At 56.6% G+C, this 16,024-nt stretch carries 13 protein-coding genes; 11 read left to right on the top strand and 2 right to left on the bottom strand.

Features of this window, described 5'->3' with window-relative positions; translation table 11 throughout:
• The first annotated feature begins 160 nt into the window (after positions 1-160).
• The 6 genes from O1721_RS05480 (at position 161) to O1721_RS05455 (ending at position 6,318) form a co-directional block, all read left to right on the top strand.
• Positions 161-1,675 carry a sugar ABC transporter ATP-binding protein gene (locus tag O1721_RS05480; RefSeq protein ID WP_017382641.1) on the top strand — a complete coding sequence of 505 codons (1,515 nt, stop codon included), beginning with the start codon at positions 161-163 and terminating at the stop codon, positions 1,673-1,675.
• 2 nt (positions 1,676-1,677) lie between these two features.
• Positions 1,678-2,673 (top strand): ABC transporter permease subunit, encoded by a 996-nt coding sequence (locus O1721_RS05475; RefSeq protein ID WP_003860239.1) that lies wholly within the window; start codon positions 1,678-1,680, stop codon positions 2,671-2,673.
• Between the two features lie 28 nt (positions 2,674-2,701).
• Positions 2,702-3,643 carry an ABC transporter substrate-binding protein gene (locus tag O1721_RS05470; RefSeq protein ID WP_003860240.1) on the top strand — a complete coding sequence of 314 codons (942 nt, stop codon included), beginning with the start codon at positions 2,702-2,704 and terminating at the stop codon, positions 3,641-3,643.
• Positions 3,644-3,741: 98 nt separating this feature from the next.
• Positions 3,742-4,428, top strand: a complete 687-nt coding sequence (locus tag O1721_RS05465) for a D-lyxose/D-mannose isomerase (protein WP_017694710.1) — start codon at positions 3,742-3,744, stop codon at positions 4,426-4,428.
• Positions 4,429-4,438: 10 nt separating this feature from the next.
• Positions 4,439-5,299, top strand: coding sequence for a ketose 1,6-bisphosphate aldolase (locus O1721_RS05460; protein ID WP_032646894.1), 861 nt, complete (start codon positions 4,439-4,441; stop codon positions 5,297-5,299).
• On the top strand, positions 5,299-6,318 hold the full coding sequence (locus O1721_RS05455; protein WP_032104459.1) for a carbohydrate kinase family protein: 1,020 nt from the start codon (positions 5,299-5,301) through the stop codon (positions 6,316-6,318). Before O1721_RS05460 ends, O1721_RS05455 begins: the two co-directional genes overlap by 1 nt.
• Here O1721_RS05455 and O1721_RS05450 read toward each other — a convergent pair.
• A complete protein-coding gene (locus tag O1721_RS05450) occupies positions 6,300-7,031 on the bottom strand; it encodes a response regulator (protein ID WP_032646891.1) in 732 nt (243 codons plus the stop codon). The genes O1721_RS05455 and O1721_RS05450 overlap by 19 nt on opposite strands.
• A gap of 256 nt (positions 7,032-7,287) precedes the next feature.
• Between O1721_RS05450 and fdhF the strand changes: the two genes are divergently transcribed.
• From fdhF to O1721_RS05430, 4 genes are all read left to right on the top strand, one after another.
• Complete coding sequence (gene fdhF / locus O1721_RS05445; RefSeq protein ID WP_080024796.1) at positions 7,288-9,435, top strand: formate dehydrogenase subunit alpha; 2,148 nt, start codon at positions 7,288-7,290, stop codon at positions 9,433-9,435.
• Between the two features lie 296 nt (positions 9,436-9,731).
• Positions 9,732-11,101, top strand: a protein-coding gene (locus tag O1721_RS05440; protein WP_085949440.1) for an IS3-like element ISKpn8 family transposase whose coding sequence is annotated in 2 segments (ribosomal slippage) — positions 9,732-10,212 and positions 10,212-11,101 — 1,371 coding nt in all. Because the reading frame shifts where the segments join, the coding sequence is not laid out codon by codon here.
• A gap of 100 nt (positions 11,102-11,201) precedes the next feature.
• Positions 11,202-11,354: a Hok/Gef family protein gene (locus tag O1721_RS05435; RefSeq protein ID WP_023295770.1), complete on the top strand. Its 153-nt coding sequence runs from the start codon at positions 11,202-11,204 to the stop codon at positions 11,352-11,354.
• Positions 11,355-11,475: 121 nt separating this feature from the next.
• Complete coding sequence (locus tag O1721_RS05430) at positions 11,476-12,150, top strand: tetratricopeptide repeat protein (protein ID WP_015570200.1); 675 nt, start codon at positions 11,476-11,478, stop codon at positions 12,148-12,150.
• Positions 12,151-12,234: 84 nt separating this feature from the next.
• On the opposite strand, the gene gltP is transcribed toward O1721_RS05430, so the two are convergent.
• A complete protein-coding gene (gltP, locus tag O1721_RS05425; RefSeq protein ID WP_015570199.1) occupies positions 12,235-13,548 on the bottom strand; it encodes a glutamate/aspartate:proton symporter GltP in 1,314 nt (437 codons plus the stop codon).
• Positions 13,549-13,971: 423 nt separating this feature from the next.
• Between gltP and acs the strand changes: the two genes are divergently transcribed.
• The gene (acs, locus tag O1721_RS05420; protein WP_032646888.1) at positions 13,972-15,930 is read left to right on the top strand and encodes an acetate--CoA ligase; all 1,959 of its coding nucleotides are present in this window, start codon (positions 13,972-13,974) and stop codon (positions 15,928-15,930) included.
• The last annotated feature ends 94 nt before the right edge of the window (positions 15,931-16,024 follow it).

The following is a 16,024-nucleotide window of genomic DNA, read 5'->3' as shown; positions in this document are numbered from 1 at the left end:
TTGGTGCCCTCACCCTGGCCCTCTCCCACAGGGAGAGGGAAAAGGAAAATGTGATGGCGATTAGCTATTCATAACTATGACAAATATGAACAGCTTCTGACATTTTGCATTTACGCACCTGTGATGAAGTGCAGATATCGACATTCACAGGAGATCCGCCATGAGCAGAACCCCGGTTTTAGAGATGCGCAATATTGCCAAGACGTTTGGCAATTTCCACGCGCTCAAGGGTGTGGATTTGACGGTTTTCCCCGGTGAGATCCACGCGCTGATGGGGGAAAACGGCGCCGGAAAAAGCACGCTGATGAAGATCCTCGCAGGCGCCTATACCGCCAGCAGCGGCGACATCCTCATCGACGGTCAGCCGTTTCACATCAAAGGGCCGAAGGATGCGCTGGCCGCAGGCATTACCCTGATTTATCAGGAGATGCAGCTTGCTCCTAACCTGACCGTGGCGGAAAACATTTTTCTCGGCAGCGAGCTGTCGCGCGGCGGGCTGGTCCAGCGCAAAGAGATGGCTGCCCAGGCGCAGGCGGTCATTGACCGTCTGGGCGCGCAGTTCAGCGCCACCGACCTGGTCATGAAGCTGACCATCGCCGAGCAGCAGCAGGTGGAGATCGCCCGCGCGCTGCACCGCAACAGCCGTATTCTGGTGATGGATGAACCCACCGCCGCCCTCTCCTCGCGCGAAACCCACCGTCTGTTCGAACTGATTTTGCGCCTGCGCGATGAAGGGATGGCGATTATCTACATCAGCCACCGCATGGCGGAAGTGTATGAGCTTTCCGATCGCGTCAGCGTCCTGCGCGACGGGCAGTACGTCGGCAGCCTGACGCGCGACAAGCTGAATGCCTCTGAGTTGGTGCGCATGATGGTGGGCCGCCCGCTCAGCGATCTGTTTAACAAAGAGCGCGATATTCCGCTCGGCAGCCCGCGTCTGAACGTACACCACCTGACAGATGGCAAAAAAGTGCTGCCGTGCAGTTTGCAGGTTCGCTCCGGTGAAATCGTCGGGCTGGCGGGGCTGGTCGGGGCCGGTCGCTCCGAGCTGGCGCAGCTGATCTTCGGCGTGCGCAAAGCCACCGGCGGCATGATCGAGGTCGACGGCGAACCGGTGGTGATCCACTCCCCGCGCGCGGCCATTGAAAACGGCATCGGTTTTCTTACCGAGAACCGCAAGGAGCAGGGGCTGTTTCTGGAGCTGGCGGCGCAGGAGAACATCACCATGGCGACGCTGGAGCGCGACGCCACCTTCGGCTGGCTGAACCGCAAAAAAGCGCAGTCTATTTCCGATGACGCCATCGCCCTGCTCAATATCCGCGTGCCGCATTCTCAGGTGCGCGCGGGCGGGCTCTCCGGCGGCAACCAGCAAAAGCTGCTGATCTCCCGCTGGGTGGCGATAGGCCCGCGCATTCTGATTCTGGACGAGCCCACGCGTGGGGTGGACGTCGGCGCGAAAAGCGAGATCTACCGCATCATGAACCAGATGGCGCGCAAAGGCGTGGCGATTCTGATGATCTCCAGCGAGCTGCCGGAAGTGGTGGGCATGAGCGACCGGGTGTACGTGATGCGGGAAGGCAGCATCGCGGGTGAACTCCACGGACGCGACATCTCTCAGGAAAACATCATGACGCTGGCAACCGGCGTGAACGACACACATCATCAGGCGGTGTAATTATGACAACTCCAACCCATCCGCAGCAGGTGGCGAAATCCGCCTCCGCCAAAAAAATGCTGATGAGCGATCTGATGCAAACGATCGGCATTTTGCCAATTTTAATCCTGATTGTGGCGGTATTTGGCTTTATCGCCCCGAACTTTTTCACCGAGAGCAACCTGCTGAATATTACCCGGCAGGCGTCGATCAACATCGTGCTGGCGGCGGGGATGACCTTCATCATCCTGACCGGCGGGATTGACCTCTCTGTGGGCTCGATTCTGGGTACTACGGCGGTAGCGGCGATGGTGGTCTCGCTTATCCCGGAATTTGCGATGCTCTCCATTCCGGCGGCGCTGATGCTCGGTATGGTGCTGGGGCTGTTCAACGGCGCGCTGGTGGCCTTCGCCGGACTTCCGCCGTTTATCGTCACGCTCGGCACCTATACGGCACTGCGCGGCGCGGCGTATCTGCTGGCGGACGGCACGACGGTCATTAACTCCAACATTAACTTCGAGTGGATCGGCAACAACTACCTCGGCCCGATTCCGTGGCTGGTGGTGATCGCCCTGGCGGTGATTGTGGTGTGCTGGTTTATTCTGCGTCGCACAACCCTCGGCGTTCACATCTATGCGGTCGGCGGCAATATGCAGGCGGCACGCTTAACCGGCATCAAGGTCTGGCTGGTGCTGCTGTTTGTCTACGGCATGAGCGGCCTGCTCTCGGGATTAGGCGGCGTGATGAGCGCCTCGCGCCTCTACAGCGCCAACGGCAACCTCGGCACGGGGTACGAGCTGGATGCGATTGCGGCGGTGATCCTCGGCGGCACCAGCTTCGTCGGCGGGATCGGCACGATCACCGGCACGCTGGTCGGCGCGTTGATCATCGCCACCCTCAACAACGGCATGACGCTGATGGGCGTCTCCTACTTCTGGCAGCTGGTGATCAAAGGGGCGGTGATCATCATAGCGGTGCTGATCGACAAATACCGTACCCGACACCATCAAAGTGCATAACAACAATACCCTACGTGAGGAATACAGCATGAGATTGAAGCCCTTAGTGACCGCGCTCTGTGCTGGCGCGCTGCTGGCCGCAACCCCGTTTGCGCAGGCAAAAGATCTGAAGTCCATCGGCGTGACGGTGGGCGACCTGGCTAACCCGTTCTTCGTGCAGATCACCAAAGGCGCCGAGCTGGAAGCGCGCAAGCTGGCGGGGGATAACGTCAAGGTGACGCTGGTCTCCAGCGGGTACGATCTGGGCCAGCAGGTGTCGCAGATCGATAACTTCATTGCGGCGAAAGTGGACATGATCATCCTCAACGCTGCGGATTCTAAAGGGATCGGCCCGGCGGTAAAACGCGCCAAAGAGGCGGGGATCGTGGTCGTGGCGGTTGACGTGGCGGCGGAAGGGGCCGATGCCACCATCACCTCTGATAACACCCAGGCGGGGGAGATGGCCTGTAAGTATATAACCGACCGCCTGAAAGGTAAAGGCAACGTGGTGATCATCAACGGGCCGCCGGTTTCTGCGGTACAAAACCGCGTGGAGGGCTGCCAGACCGAGTTCAGGCGCCACCCGGATATCAAAGTGCTCTCGGATAATCAGAACGCCAAAGGCAGCCGCGAAGGCGGACTGGAGGTCATGACCTCCCTGCTGGCGGCCAATCCGAAGATCGACGGCGTATTCGCAATTAACGATCCGACGGCGATCGGCGCCGATCTGGCGGCGAAACAGGCGCAGCGCAACGAGTTCTTTATCGTCGGCGTGGATGGTTCCCCGGACGGTGAGGAAGCGCTGAAGCGCGAAAACTCCCTGTTTGTGGCGACGCCGGCGCAGGATCCGCAGGTGATGGCGGCGAAGGCGGTGGAGATCGGCTATGACATTCTACAGGGCAAACCGGCGCCGAAAGAGCCTGTGCTGATCCCGGTGACGATGATCGATAAAAAGAACGTCGGCACGTATAAGGGGTGGACGGTTAAGTAAACCCGGTGCGGCCTGATGCCCTCACCCTAACCCTCTCCCCCTCTCCCTTGAGGGAGAGGGCCGGGGTGAGGGGGTGGCATAAAACTCAAGGAGTCCCCATGAAACGCTCCGACATCAATGAAATCCTCGGCCACACGCGGCAGTTCTTCTCCATGCACGACGTGCATCTCCCGCCGTTTGCCAGCTTTCCGCCAACAAAATGGCAGCAGCTTGACCAGGCCGCCTGGCAGGAGGTGTTCGACCTCAGGCTCGGCTGGGACGTGACGGCGTTTGGCGGCAACCACTTTGCCGCACAGGGGCTGACGCTGTTCACCCTGCGCAACGGCTCCCCCAACGGCGTGCCTTATGAGAAGTGCTATGCCGAAAAAATCATGCACGTCCGCGACGGCCAGGTGACGCCGATGCATTTCCACTGGCGCAAGCGGGAGGACATCATCAACCGCGGCGGCGGGAATCTGATTATTGAGTTATGGAATGCGGGCGCGCATGAGGAGACCGAAAACACCGACGTGATCGTCACGATAGACGGTTGTCGGCAGACGCACACGCCCGGCAGCCAGCTGCGCCTCACGCCTGGGGAGAGCATCTGCCTGACGCCCGGCCTGTACCACAGTTTCTGGGGTGAACGCGGCTTTGGCGACGTTCTGGTGGGCGAAGTGTCGTCGGTCAATGACGATGAACACGACAACCACTTTTTACAGCCCATCGATCGCTACAACACCATCGAAGAAGACGAACCGGCGGTGCTGGTGCTGTGCAACGAGTACAACCTGTTTCGGATATAAGGAGTGAATGATGCCATTGATTTCTCTTGCCGACGGTCTGGCACACGCCAGAGAACACCGCTACGCCCTGGGCGCGTTCAACGTTCTCGACTCCCATTTTCTGCGCGCGCTGTTTGCCGCCGCGAAGCAGGAACGCTCGCCGTTTATCATCAACATCGCGGAAGTGCATTTTAAGTACGTGTCGCTGGATTCGCTTGTCGAAGCGGTAAAGTTCGAAGCCGCCCGCCACGACATTCCCGTGGTGCTTAACCTCGACCACGGCCTGCATTTTGAGGCCGTCGTGCGCGCCCTGCGCTTAGGGTTCAGCTCGGTGATGTTCGACGGCTCGACGCTGAGCTATGAGGAAAATATCCGCCAGACCCGGGAAGTGGTGAAGATGTGCCACGCGGTGGGCGTCTCGGTGGAGGCGGAGCTGGGCGCAGTCGGCGGAGATGAAGGCGGCGCGCTGTATGGGCATGCGGATGAAGCGTTCTTTACCGACCCGCAGCTGGCGCGCGAATTTGTCGATTTAACCGGTATCGACGCGCTGGCGGTCGCCATTGGCAACGCGCACGGGAAATACAAGGGCGAGCCGAAACTCGATTTCTCGCGCCTGGACGCCATTCGCCAGCAGACGGGCCTGCCGCTGGTTTTACACGGCGGCTCGGGAATTAGCGATGCCGACTTCCGCCGCGCTATCGAGCTGGGCATTCATAAAATCAATTTTTATACCGGCATGTCGCAGGCCGCGCTCGCCGCCGTTGAGCAGCGCATGGCGAACCGCCAGCCGCTGTACGATGAGTTTGCCGAACTGCTGCTGGGCATTGAAGAGGCCATTACCGATACGGTCGCGGAGCAGATGCGCATCTTCGGCAGCGCGGGGCAGGCATAATGGAACGCAAAGGGATTATCGCCGCAGGCAACATGCTGGTGGATCACGTCCACCAGATCGTACAGTGGCCGGAGCGCGGCTGGCTGGCGGAAATAACCCACAGTGAGCGCTCAACCGGCGGTGCGCCGCTCAACGTTCTGCTGACGCTGGCGAAAATGCACGTCGGCCTGCCGTTACAGGCGGTGGGGCTGATTGGGGAAGACAGCGACGGAGACTATATTCTGGCGATGCTCGACCAGTATCACGTCAATCGCCAGCGCGTGCAGCGCACGACGTTCGCCCCAACGTCGATGTCGCAGGTAATGACCGACCCCAGCGGACAGCGCACCTTTTTTCACTCGCCGGGCGCCAACCGCCTGCTGGATCTTCCCGCCTTCGATCGCCTCGACGGATCGCTGAAGATCTTCCATCTCGGCTATCTGCTGCTGCTCGACAGCCTGGACATGCCGGACGAGGAGTTTGGCACCCGCAGCGCGCGGTTACTGGCACAGATGCGCGATCAGGGGTATGAAACCTCGCTCGATCTGGTCTCCCGCAAGGGCGATCCGCGCTATCAGCCGCTGGTGCTCCCTGCCCTGCGTCATCTTGATTATCTGGTGATTAACGAGCTGGAAGCCGGTGAGTTTAGCGGGCTTGAGATCCGCGACAGTCATGGTGCGCTGAACATGGTCCATATCGCCGACGCTGCCGCACAGCTGCTGGCGGCAGGCGTGCGGCAGCGGGTGGTGATCCACTGTCCGGAAGGGGCATGGGGGGAAGCGCCGGGTGAAAAAGGGCAATGGGTTCCGTCGTGGAAGCTGACGCAGGACGAGATTATCGGCAGCGTCGGTGCGGGCGACGCGTTTTGCGCAGGCTTTTTATACGGTTGCCATGAATCGCTGTCGCTTACCGAGAGTATTTATCTGGCGCACGCCTGCGCGCGGGCCAGCCTGCTGGCGGCCAATGCGATTGACGGCGCGAAAACGCTGGCCGAGCTTCAGGCGTTTATTCAGGAGAACGGTCAGGCGGCTTTCTCATGATGGGAAACGTCCGTGGCAAAAACATAGCCCAGACCGCGAATGGTTTTGATCAGCAAAGGCTGGTGCGGATTGACCTCAATTTTTCGCCGTAGCCGCATGATCAACACGTCGATAGTGCGGTCAAAGACCTCGGCGCTTTCGCTGTGGGTCAGCTCCAGCAGCTGTTCACGGCTCAGTACCCGGCGGGCGTTTTGCGTTAATGCCAGCAGCAGGCCGTATTCGCCCTGGGTTAACGGCACGGTATTACGCTGCGGATCGCTCAGCTCGCAGCGGGTGGTGTCCAGCGTCCAGCCGTTAAAGGCAATACCTTCAACGCGCGGCGCGGCAGGCTCCGCGTCCAGCGCGCCGGTACGACGCAGCACCGCCTTAACGCGGGCGACCACCACGCGCGGATTGAACGGTTTTCCGATGTAATCATCGGCGCCCATTTCCAGCCCGACGACCACATCTGATTCACTTCCCAGCCCCGTCAGCATCACCACCGGTAGCGCTGGTCGCTGCTTTTGCAGTTGCAGCAAAACCTGTAATCCGTTGATATCCGGCAGCATCATGTCCAGCAGAACCAGCGCAATGCCGGGGTCCTGCTGGACACGGTTCACCGCGTCCTGACCGGTGTGACACGTCAGCACGGTAAAGACGTGCTCGCTGAGCACATCCTGTAGCAGTTCGCAGACTGCGACATCATCATCAACCACCAGAATCGCCGGTTTCATCGCATGCTTCCGTCAGGGAATTATGTTAAGTCTGAACCATTCTGCCGCTGGCTCCAGCCGAATTGTTTTTTACGTGACGGAAATTCAATCCATGTCACATCCCCTGCCCTTTCGACACGTCAATTTTGACGATTGGCTGTTTTTCGTCAGGGTTTTGCCCCGCAAAGGGTCGTAAAGTCAGGAAATACCCATAGTAAAAACATGGCATAGAAGCTGCATATTGGGCAGGTAAGAACTGTTTAACTGGAGCAAAGTGATGAAAAAAGTCGTCACGGTTTGCCCTTATTGTGCCTCAGGTTGCAAGATCCACCTGGTGGTCGATAACGGCAAAATCGTCCGGGCGGAAGCGGCGCAGGGGAAAACCAATCAGGGCACGCTGTGCCTGAAAGGGTACTACGGCTGGGATTTTATTAACGATACCCAAATCCTCACCCCGCGCCTGAAAACCCCTATGATCCGTCGCGAGCGCGGCGGCAAGCTGGAAGCCGTCTCCTGGAATGAAGCGCTGGATTACGTCGCCACGCGCCTCAGCGCCATCAAGGCCAAGTATGGCCCGGATGCGATTCAGACCACCGGCTCCTCACGCGGAACCGGGAATGAAACCAACTATGTGATGCAAAAATTCGCGCGCGCCGTTATTGGTACCAATAACGTCGACTGCTGCGCTCGCGTCTGACACGGCCCATCGGTTGCAGGTCTGCACCAGTCGGTCGGTAACGGCGCAATGAGTAATGCCATCAATGAGATAGATAACACCGATCTGGTGTTCATCTTCGGCTATAACCCGGCGGATTCTCACCCTATCGTCGCGAATCACGTCATTCGCGCCAAACAGAACGGGGCGAAAATCATCGTCTGCGATCCGCGCAAAATTGAAACCGCGCGCATTGCGGATATGCACATCGCACTGAAAAACGGCTCGAACATCGCGCTGTTGAATGCGATGGGGCACGTCATTATTGAGGAGAACCTCTACGACCAGGCGTTTGTCGCGAGCCGTACGGAAGGGTTTGAAGAGTATCGCAAGATTGTCGAAGGCTATACGCCGGAGTCAGTAGAGGCGATAACCGGCGTCAGCGCACAGGAGATCCGCCAGGCGGCGCGTATGTACGCCGGGGCGAAAACCGCCGCCATTCTGTGGGGCATGGGCGTGACCCAGTTCTACCAGGGCGTGGAAACCGTGCGCTCGCTCACCAGCCTCGCCATGCTGACCGGCAATCTGGGTAAAGCGCATGTGGGCGTGAACCCGGTGCGTGGTCAGAATAACGTGCAGGGTGCGTGTGATATGGGCGCGCTGCCGGACACCTATCCGGGCTACCAGTACGTCAAATTCCCGGAAAACCGCGAGAAGTTTGCGAAGGCCTGGGGCGTGGAGAGTCTGCCGGCACACACCGGATACCGCATCAGCGAGCTGCCGCACCGCGCGGCGCACGGTGAAGTACGTGCGGCCTACATCATGGGTGAAGATCCGCTCCAGACCGACGCCGAACTGTCCGCGGTGCGCAAAGGCTTTGAGGATCTGGAGCTGGTGATTGTTCAGGATATCTTTATGACCAAAACCGCGGCGGCGGCGGATGTGATTCTCCCGTCGACCTCCTGGGGCGAGCATGAAGGTGTCTATACGGCGGCAGACCGCGGCTTCCAGCGCTTCTTCAAGGCCGTCGAGCCGAAGTGGGATCTGAAAACAGACTGGCAAATCATCAGCGAAATCGCCACCCGCATGGGCTACCCGATGCACTACAACAACACCCAGGAGATCTGGGACGAGTTGCGGCATCTGTGTCCGGACTTTTATGGGGCAACCTATGAAAAAATGGGTGAGCTGGGCTACATCCAGTGGCCGTGCCGGGATGAGTCAGAATCCGATCAGGGGACGTCATACCTCTTTAAAGAGAAGTTCGACACCCCGAACGGGCTGGCGCAGTTCTTCACCTGCGACTGGGTCGCGCCGATCGATAAGCTCACCGACGAGTATCCGATGGTGCTCTCCACCGTGCGTGAAGTGGGCCACTACTCCTGCCGCTCCATGACCGGCAACTGCGCCGCGCTGGCGGCGCTGGCGGATGAACCGGGCTACGCGCAGATCAACACCGCCGATGCCGAACGGCTCGGTATTGAAGATGAAGCGCTGGTGTGGGTGAACTCGCGTAAGGGCCGCATCATTACCCGCGCGCAGGTCAGCGACCGTCCGAACAAAGGGGCAGTCTATATGACCTACCAGTGGTGGATTGGCGCCTGTAACGAGCTGGTGACGGAGAACTTAAGCCCGATAACCAAAACGCCGGAGTATAAATACTGCGCCGTAAACGTGGAGCCCATTGCGGATCAACACGCTGCGGAACAGTATGTGATCGACGAATATAACAAGCTGAAAGCCCGCCTGCGAGAAAGCGCAATGGGATGAAGCCGTTAATTAATCGCTGACTAAATGGGGTGAGATATTCACCCCATTATTATTTCTGGCATCGCTATTAATTATATCTATATATATTTCTGAAGGCGTCTCGCAGAAAAATGTAATTTGCGCGAAAATTAATTACATCTTTGCATTTTAATTCAGAGGGATAAGATATGCGGCGGGTGCTTAAGACTTTCTGTCTTGAGCATTGTTGAGGGACAGAAAGTGGAAAGCCCCGGGAAATTTGCATTTACCTGTACTGCACCCATTTTGTTGGACGATGAAATGGAATAGTCCCTGATATGTCAAAGCCAAAATACCCCTTCGAAAAGCGCCTTGAAGTCGTGAATCACTACTTCACAACTGATGATGGTTACAGGATCATCTCTGCACGTTTTGGTGTGCCTCGAACCCAGGTCAGGACGTGGGTTGCCCTCTATGAAAAACATGGAGAAAAAGGTTTAATTCCCAAACCTAAAGGCGTTAGTGCTGATCCAGAGTTGCGCATTAAGGTCGTGAAAGCCGTGACCGAGCAGCAGATGTCCCTCAATCAGGCTGCTGCTCACTTTATGCTTGCTGGTAGTGGTTCTGTAGCCAAGTGGCTGAAAGTCTATGAGGAGCACGGAGAAGCTGGTTTACGCGCACTCAAGATCGGCACCAAAAGAAACATTACAATGTCAGTTGATCCAGAAAAAGCGGCGTTAGCATTGGAGCTGTCGAAAGACCGACGTATTGAGGATCTTGAAAGACAAGTTCGATTCCTTGAAATGCGGCTTACGTATCTAAAAAAGCTGAAAGCCTTAGCTCATCCCGCGAAAAAGTGAAAGTACTCAACGAGCTAAGGCAGTTTTACCCTCTTGATGAGCTTCTCAAGGCAGCGGAGATACCGCGCAGTACGTTTTATTACCATCTAAAGGCTCTCAGCAAGCCTGATAAGTATGCGGATGTTAAAAAGCGTATTGGTGAGATTTATCACGAGAATAAAGGTCGTTACGGATACCGTAGGGTAACGTTGTCTCTCCATCGAGACGGGGAACGGATTAACCATAAAGCCGTTCAGCGCCTGATGGGAACCCTCTCGCTTAAGGCAGCGATTAAGGTCAAGCGATACAGCTCCTACAGAGGAGAGGTAGGGCAAACCGCCCCCAATGTTCTCCAAAGGGATTTCAAGGCTACACGGCCAAACGAGAAGTGGGTTACCGACGTTACTGAATTTGCAGTCAATGGGCGAAAGCTGTATTTGTCTCCAGTAATAGATCTCTTCAACAACGAAGTTATTTCTTACAGCCTGTCGGAAAGACCTGTGATGAACATGGTCGAGAATATGCTCGATCAGGCATTCAAAAAGCTTAAGCCTCACGAGCATCCTATTCTGCACTCTGACCAGGGATGGCAGTATCGTATGAGAAGGTATCAAAACATCCTTAAAGAACAAGGCATTACACAGAGCATGTCCAGAAAAGGCAATTGTCTGGATAATGCAGTCGTGGAATGTTTCTTTGGAACCTTAAAGTCGGAGTGTTTTTATCTTGACGAGTTCAGTAATATAAGCGAACTGAAGGATGCTGTTACGGAATATATTGACTACTACAACAGCAGAAGAATTAGCCTGAAATTAAAAGGTCTGAGTCCAATTGAATATCGAACCCAGACCTATGTGCCTCGTGTTTAACTGTCCAACTTTTTGGGGTCAGTACAACCCGAGGCTACCCCTCAACTACCAACAGGTTGAGAGTAGCCTCTTATTCTATTTTTCACAAGGAGTAAAAGGCATGACGCCATTAAAAACTACGTTAGGCATCGTCTTTATTATTTGCCTGACGATAGTGATCTTTACCTTTATTACTCGCGATAAGCTCTGCGAGTTTTCAATAAAGAGTGAACATCAGGAGGTGGCGGCGAAATTAGCCTGTAACGCAGGCTAACCTCTTCGGGCGGAACGCGTGTTCCGCCCGACTTGTGGGATGCTGAGGTCTTAACGCATCCGTTTTTTTCTTCTGTCACCGCGATTATACTGCGCGGCGTGTACCCAGATGATAAGAATCCATGAAAACCCTTTTTCTGATGTTGTTATTTTTAACCGCGTTTGCCCATGCCGATGAGATAGGCAGCCAGTATAAAAAGCAGGCTGAAGCGGGCGATGCGCGCGCGCAGTATTATCTTGCCGATACCTGGTTCAGTTCCGGCGACAGCGCGCAGGCGGCGCTGTGGGCGGAAAAAGCGGCAAAAGGCGGTGATGTCGACGCCATGGCGCTGCTGTCGCAAATCCACTTTTCGCAGGGTGACTATGCGCAGGCTAAAGCCCTGGCCCAGCAGGCAAACATTGCGGGCAGCAAACGCGGCGCGATCATGCTGGCGCGGGTGCTGGTGAACACGCAGGCGGGCAAAACCGACTACCCGCAGGCCATCGCACTGCTGCAATCGGCGACCGAAGACATCGATAGCGACTCGGCGGTAGACGCGCAACAGCTGCTGGGGCTGATCTATGCCAACGGCGTTGAAGTCCCTCAGGATGACGTGCAGGCCGCATCGTGGTTCAAGCGGAGTTCGGCTCTGTCCCGGACGGGCTATGCGGAGTACTGGGCAGGAATGCTGTTCAGGCAGGGTGAGAAAGGCTTTATCACACCGAATAAACAGAAAGCGCTTTACTGGTTAAACCTGAGCTGTACCGAAGGGTTTGATACCGGGTGTGAAGAGTTTGATGCGTTGAGCGGGGAATAAATTGTTGCCCGGTGGCGCTGCGCTTACCGGGCCTACGGCTTATGTAGGCCGGGTAAGGCGAAGCCGCCACCCGGCATTTTTACATCACTGGTCAGCCGTTTTATCAAAACGACCCAGCACCTCGCGTTCATACGCCAGCGCTTTTTTACGGTCGAACTTGTGTTCCCACTTGGAGATTACCAGCACCGCCAGCGCATTACCCACCACGTTCAGCGCAGTACGCGCCATGTCGAGGATACGGTCCACACCGGCAATAAACGCCAGGCCTTCCAGCGGAATACCGACGCTGCCCAGCGTCGCCAGCAGCACCACGAAGGAGACGCCCGGCACGCCTGCGATGCCTTTTGAAGTCACCATCAGCGTCAGAACCAGCACGATCTCCTGCCACAGCGACAGGTCAATGCCGTACAGCTGAGCGATAAAGATCGCCGCAATACTCTGATACAGCGTCGAACCATCCAGGTTAAAGGAGTAGCCCGTTGGCACCACGAAGCTGGTAATGGACGCCGGCGCACCGTAGGCCTCCATCTTCTCAATGATACGCGGCAGCACGCTCTCGGAGCTTGCCGTGGAGTAGGCCAGAATCAGCTCATCCTTCAGGATGCGGATCAGGATCCAGATGCTGAGCCCGCACAGGCGCGCCACAATGCCCAGCACTACCAGCGCGAAGAACAGAATCGCGAAGTGCACCAGAATCACCAGCTTCGCCAGCGGCCACAGGGAGGCAAAGCCGAAGTTCGCTACGGTCACCGCAATCAGCGCGAATACCCCGACCGGCGCATAGCGCATCACCATGTGGGTGACTTTGAACATGGTTTCGGAGACAGATCGGAACACGGTGACCAGCGGTTCACGGTGCGTCGCGGGCAGGGAAGAAAGCCCCAGACCAAAGAGTACCGAGAAGAAGATGATCGGCAGCATCTCGCCCTTCGCCATGGACGCGATAATGTTGGTCGGCACCAGCGAGAGAATAGTCCCCATCAGTCCATGCGAATGGCTCTGCACATCGGCGGTTGTGCTTTGGTATTTCGAAATATCCACCGTCGCCAGCTGTGACATATCGATCCCGGCACCAGGCTGGAACACATTCGCCAGGGTGATGCCAAGAACGATGGCAACCGTGGTGATCACTTCGAAATAGAGAATAGTTTTAACGCCGATGCGGCCTAACTGTTTCGCATCACCGACACCCGCGATACCGACCACCAGCGTCGAGATCACAATCGGCACAACAATCATCTTGATCAGATGAATAAAGATATCGCCCGCAGGGGAGAGAAGGTTCGCAATCAGCCACTCGCGGCTGTCGCTATGATAATGGAGGTAACTGCCCAGCAAGATGCCCAGCACAAGGGCCAGCAGGATCTGCCAGGCCAGGCTGACTTTCAAATTTTTCATAGAAACTGACTTCCTCAATGAAATCTCCGTACCATCAAAACTGCATGAATATGGAGACATACTGAAAGGGTATGAATTGTGTTGCGTTGGTTTATGGGATTTTTTAACGCGCCGTATGAGTATCATTTGCACGGCATGCTGCGCAAGCCTTAAAGAACAAGGCATTTCACTGCAAAAAGTGTCATTGACGGCAATTTATAGCAATTCGCATAAATAACCATTTGTTATACAAAATATTTTCACTTCAAAAAAGTGAATAATTCTTCAGGTGAATTATTTCCCTTCAAAGTTTCATTCGCTCAATTTTCATACTCTTCAGACATTGCGTGATCTGTCGCCCAAATACTAAACAAAGCTTGTAAAGCCCCTACTATTAACGTTTTTGCGACATATTATTAACATCTTACAAGGAGAAAAAAAGCCATGAGCCAAATACACAAACACGACATTCCCGCAAACATTGCGGACCGTTGCCTGATAAGCCCGGAGCAATACCAGGAGAAATACCAGCAGTCCGTTTCCAGCCCTGACGCGTTCTGGGGTGAGCAGGGCCACATCCTCGACTGGATCAAACCTTATCAGAAGGTAAAGAACACCTCTTTCGCGCCGGGCAACGTCTCCATTAAATGGTATGAAGACGGCACGCTGAACCTGGCGGCGAACTGCCTGGACCGCCATCTTGCTGAACGCGGCAACGAAACGGCCATCATCTGGGAAGGCGACGATGCCTCTCAGAGTAAACATATCACCTATAACGAACTTCATCGCGACGTGTGCCGCTTTGCCAACGTGCTGCTGGCCCAGGGCATTAAAAAAGGCGATGTGGTGGCGATCTATATGCCAATGGTGCCGGAAGCCGCCGTGGCTATGCTGGCCTGCGCGCGCATCGGTGCGATCCACTCCGTTATCTTCGGCGGTTTCTCGCCGGAGGCGGTTGCCGGGCGTATTGTCGACTCGAATTCGAAGCTGGTGATCACCGCTGACGAGGGCGTGCGCGCCGGGCGCGGTATTCCGCTGAAGAAAAACGTTGATGAAGCGCTGAAAAACCCGAACGTAAAATCCATCAACAACGTCATTGTCCTCAAGCGCACGGGCGGCAAAATCGACTGGCACGAGGGGCGCGACCTGTGGTGGAGCGATCTGATTGAAAACGCGAGCGACCAGCATCAGCCGGAAGAGATGAACGCGGAAGATCCGCTGTTTATCCTGTATACCTCCGGCTCCACCGGTAAGCCGAAAGGCGTGCTGCATACCACCGGCGGTTATCTGGTCTATGCGGCCACCACCTTTAAATACGTTTTCGACTATCATCCGGGCGACATCTACTGGTGTACCGCCGACGTGGGCTGGGTCACCGGTCACAGCTACCTGCTGTACGGCCCGCTGGCCTGCGGCGCAACGACGCTGATGTTTGAAGGCGTACCGAACTGGCCGACCCCGGCGCGTATGTGCCAGGTGGTTGATAAGCATCAGGTCAACATTCTCTATACCGCGCCAACGGCGATCCGTGCGCTAATGGCGGAAGGCGATAAAGCCATCGAAGGGACCGACCGCTCTTCCCTGCGTATCCTCGGCTCCGTGGGCGAGCCGATCAACCCCGAAGCCTGGGAGTGGTACTGGAAGAAGATCGGCAACGAGAAGTGCCCGGTGATGGACACCTGGTGGCAGACCGAAACCGGCGGCTTCATGATCACCCCGATGCCGGGCGCCACGCAGCTGAAAGCCGGTTCGGCCACCCGTCCGTTCTTCGGCGTGCAGCCTGCGCTGGTGGACAACGAAGGCAATCCGCAGGAAGGGGCCACCGAGGGCAACCTGGTGATCGTCGATTCCTGGCCTGGCCAGGCGCGTACCCTGTTCGGCGACCATGAGCGCTTCGAGCAGACCTACTTCTCGACCTTCAAAAACATGTACTTCAGCGGCGACGGCGCGCGCCGGGATGAAGACGGTTATTACTGGATCACCGGACGCGTGGACGATGTGTTGAACGTTTCCGGCCATCGTCTGGGTACGGCGGAAATTGAGTCTGCGCTGGTGTCGCATCCGAAAATTGCCGAAGCGGCGGTTGTCGGCATTCCTCACAACATCAAAGGCCAGGCGATCTACGCCTACGTCACTCTGAACCACGGCGAAGAGCCGTCGCCAGAGCTGTATACCGAGGTGCGCAACTGGGTGCGTAAAGAGATCGGCCCGCTTGCCACGCCGGACGTGCTGCACTGGACCGACTCGCTGCCGAAAACCCGTTCCGGCAAGATTATGCGCCGTATCCTGCGCAAAATCGCGGCGGGCGACACCAGTAACCTCGGTGATACCTCAACGCTGGCCGATCCTGGCGTGGTGGACAAACTGCTCGAAGAGAAGCAGGCCATCACAATGCCTTCCTAGTGTTTTCTCCCTCTCCCCGTGGGAGAGGGCCGGGGTGAGGGCATAAGACCGCACCTTCCTCCCCTCACCCTCTCCCCACAGGGGAGAGGGGATA

The organism is Enterobacter cloacae complex sp. HYC033_NIDB (genome assembly GCF_056673335.1).
The sequence above is the reverse complement of the archived record's forward strand: the minus strand, read 5'-3'. Positions and strand labels throughout refer to the sequence as shown.

Excerpts from the sequence above, each read along its gene's own strand:
- O1721_RS05480 (WP_017382641.1), top strand. The coding sequence starts at position 161 with ATGAGCAGAACCCCGGTTTTAGAGATGCGCAATATTGCCAAGACGTTT.
- O1721_RS05475 (WP_003860239.1), top strand. The coding sequence starts at position 1,678 with ATGACAACTCCAACCCATCCGCAGCAGGTGGCGAAATCCGCCTCCGCC.
- O1721_RS05470 (WP_003860240.1), top strand. The coding sequence starts at position 2,702 with ATGAGATTGAAGCCCTTAGTGACCGCGCTCTGTGCTGGCGCGCTGCTG.
- O1721_RS05465 (WP_017694710.1), top strand. The coding sequence starts at position 3,742 with ATGAAACGCTCCGACATCAATGAAATCCTCGGCCACACGCGGCAGTTC.
- O1721_RS05460 (WP_032646894.1), top strand. The coding sequence starts at position 4,439 with ATGCCATTGATTTCTCTTGCCGACGGTCTGGCACACGCCAGAGAACAC.
- O1721_RS05455 (WP_032104459.1), top strand. The coding sequence starts at position 5,299 with ATGGAACGCAAAGGGATTATCGCCGCAGGCAACATGCTGGTGGATCAC.
- O1721_RS05450 (WP_032646891.1), bottom strand. The coding sequence starts at position 7,031 with ATGAAACCGGCGATTCTGGTGGTTGATGATGATGTCGCAGTCTGCGAA.
- O1721_RS05435 (WP_023295770.1), top strand. The coding sequence starts at position 11,202 with ATGACGCCATTAAAAACTACGTTAGGCATCGTCTTTATTATTTGCCTG.
- O1721_RS05430 (WP_015570200.1), top strand. The coding sequence starts at position 11,476 with ATGAAAACCCTTTTTCTGATGTTGTTATTTTTAACCGCGTTTGCCCAT.
- gltP (WP_015570199.1), bottom strand. The coding sequence starts at position 13,548 with ATGAAAAATTTGAAAGTCAGCCTGGCCTGGCAGATCCTGCTGGCCCTT.
- acs (WP_032646888.1), top strand. The coding sequence starts at position 13,972 with ATGAGCCAAATACACAAACACGACATTCCCGCAAACATTGCGGACCGT.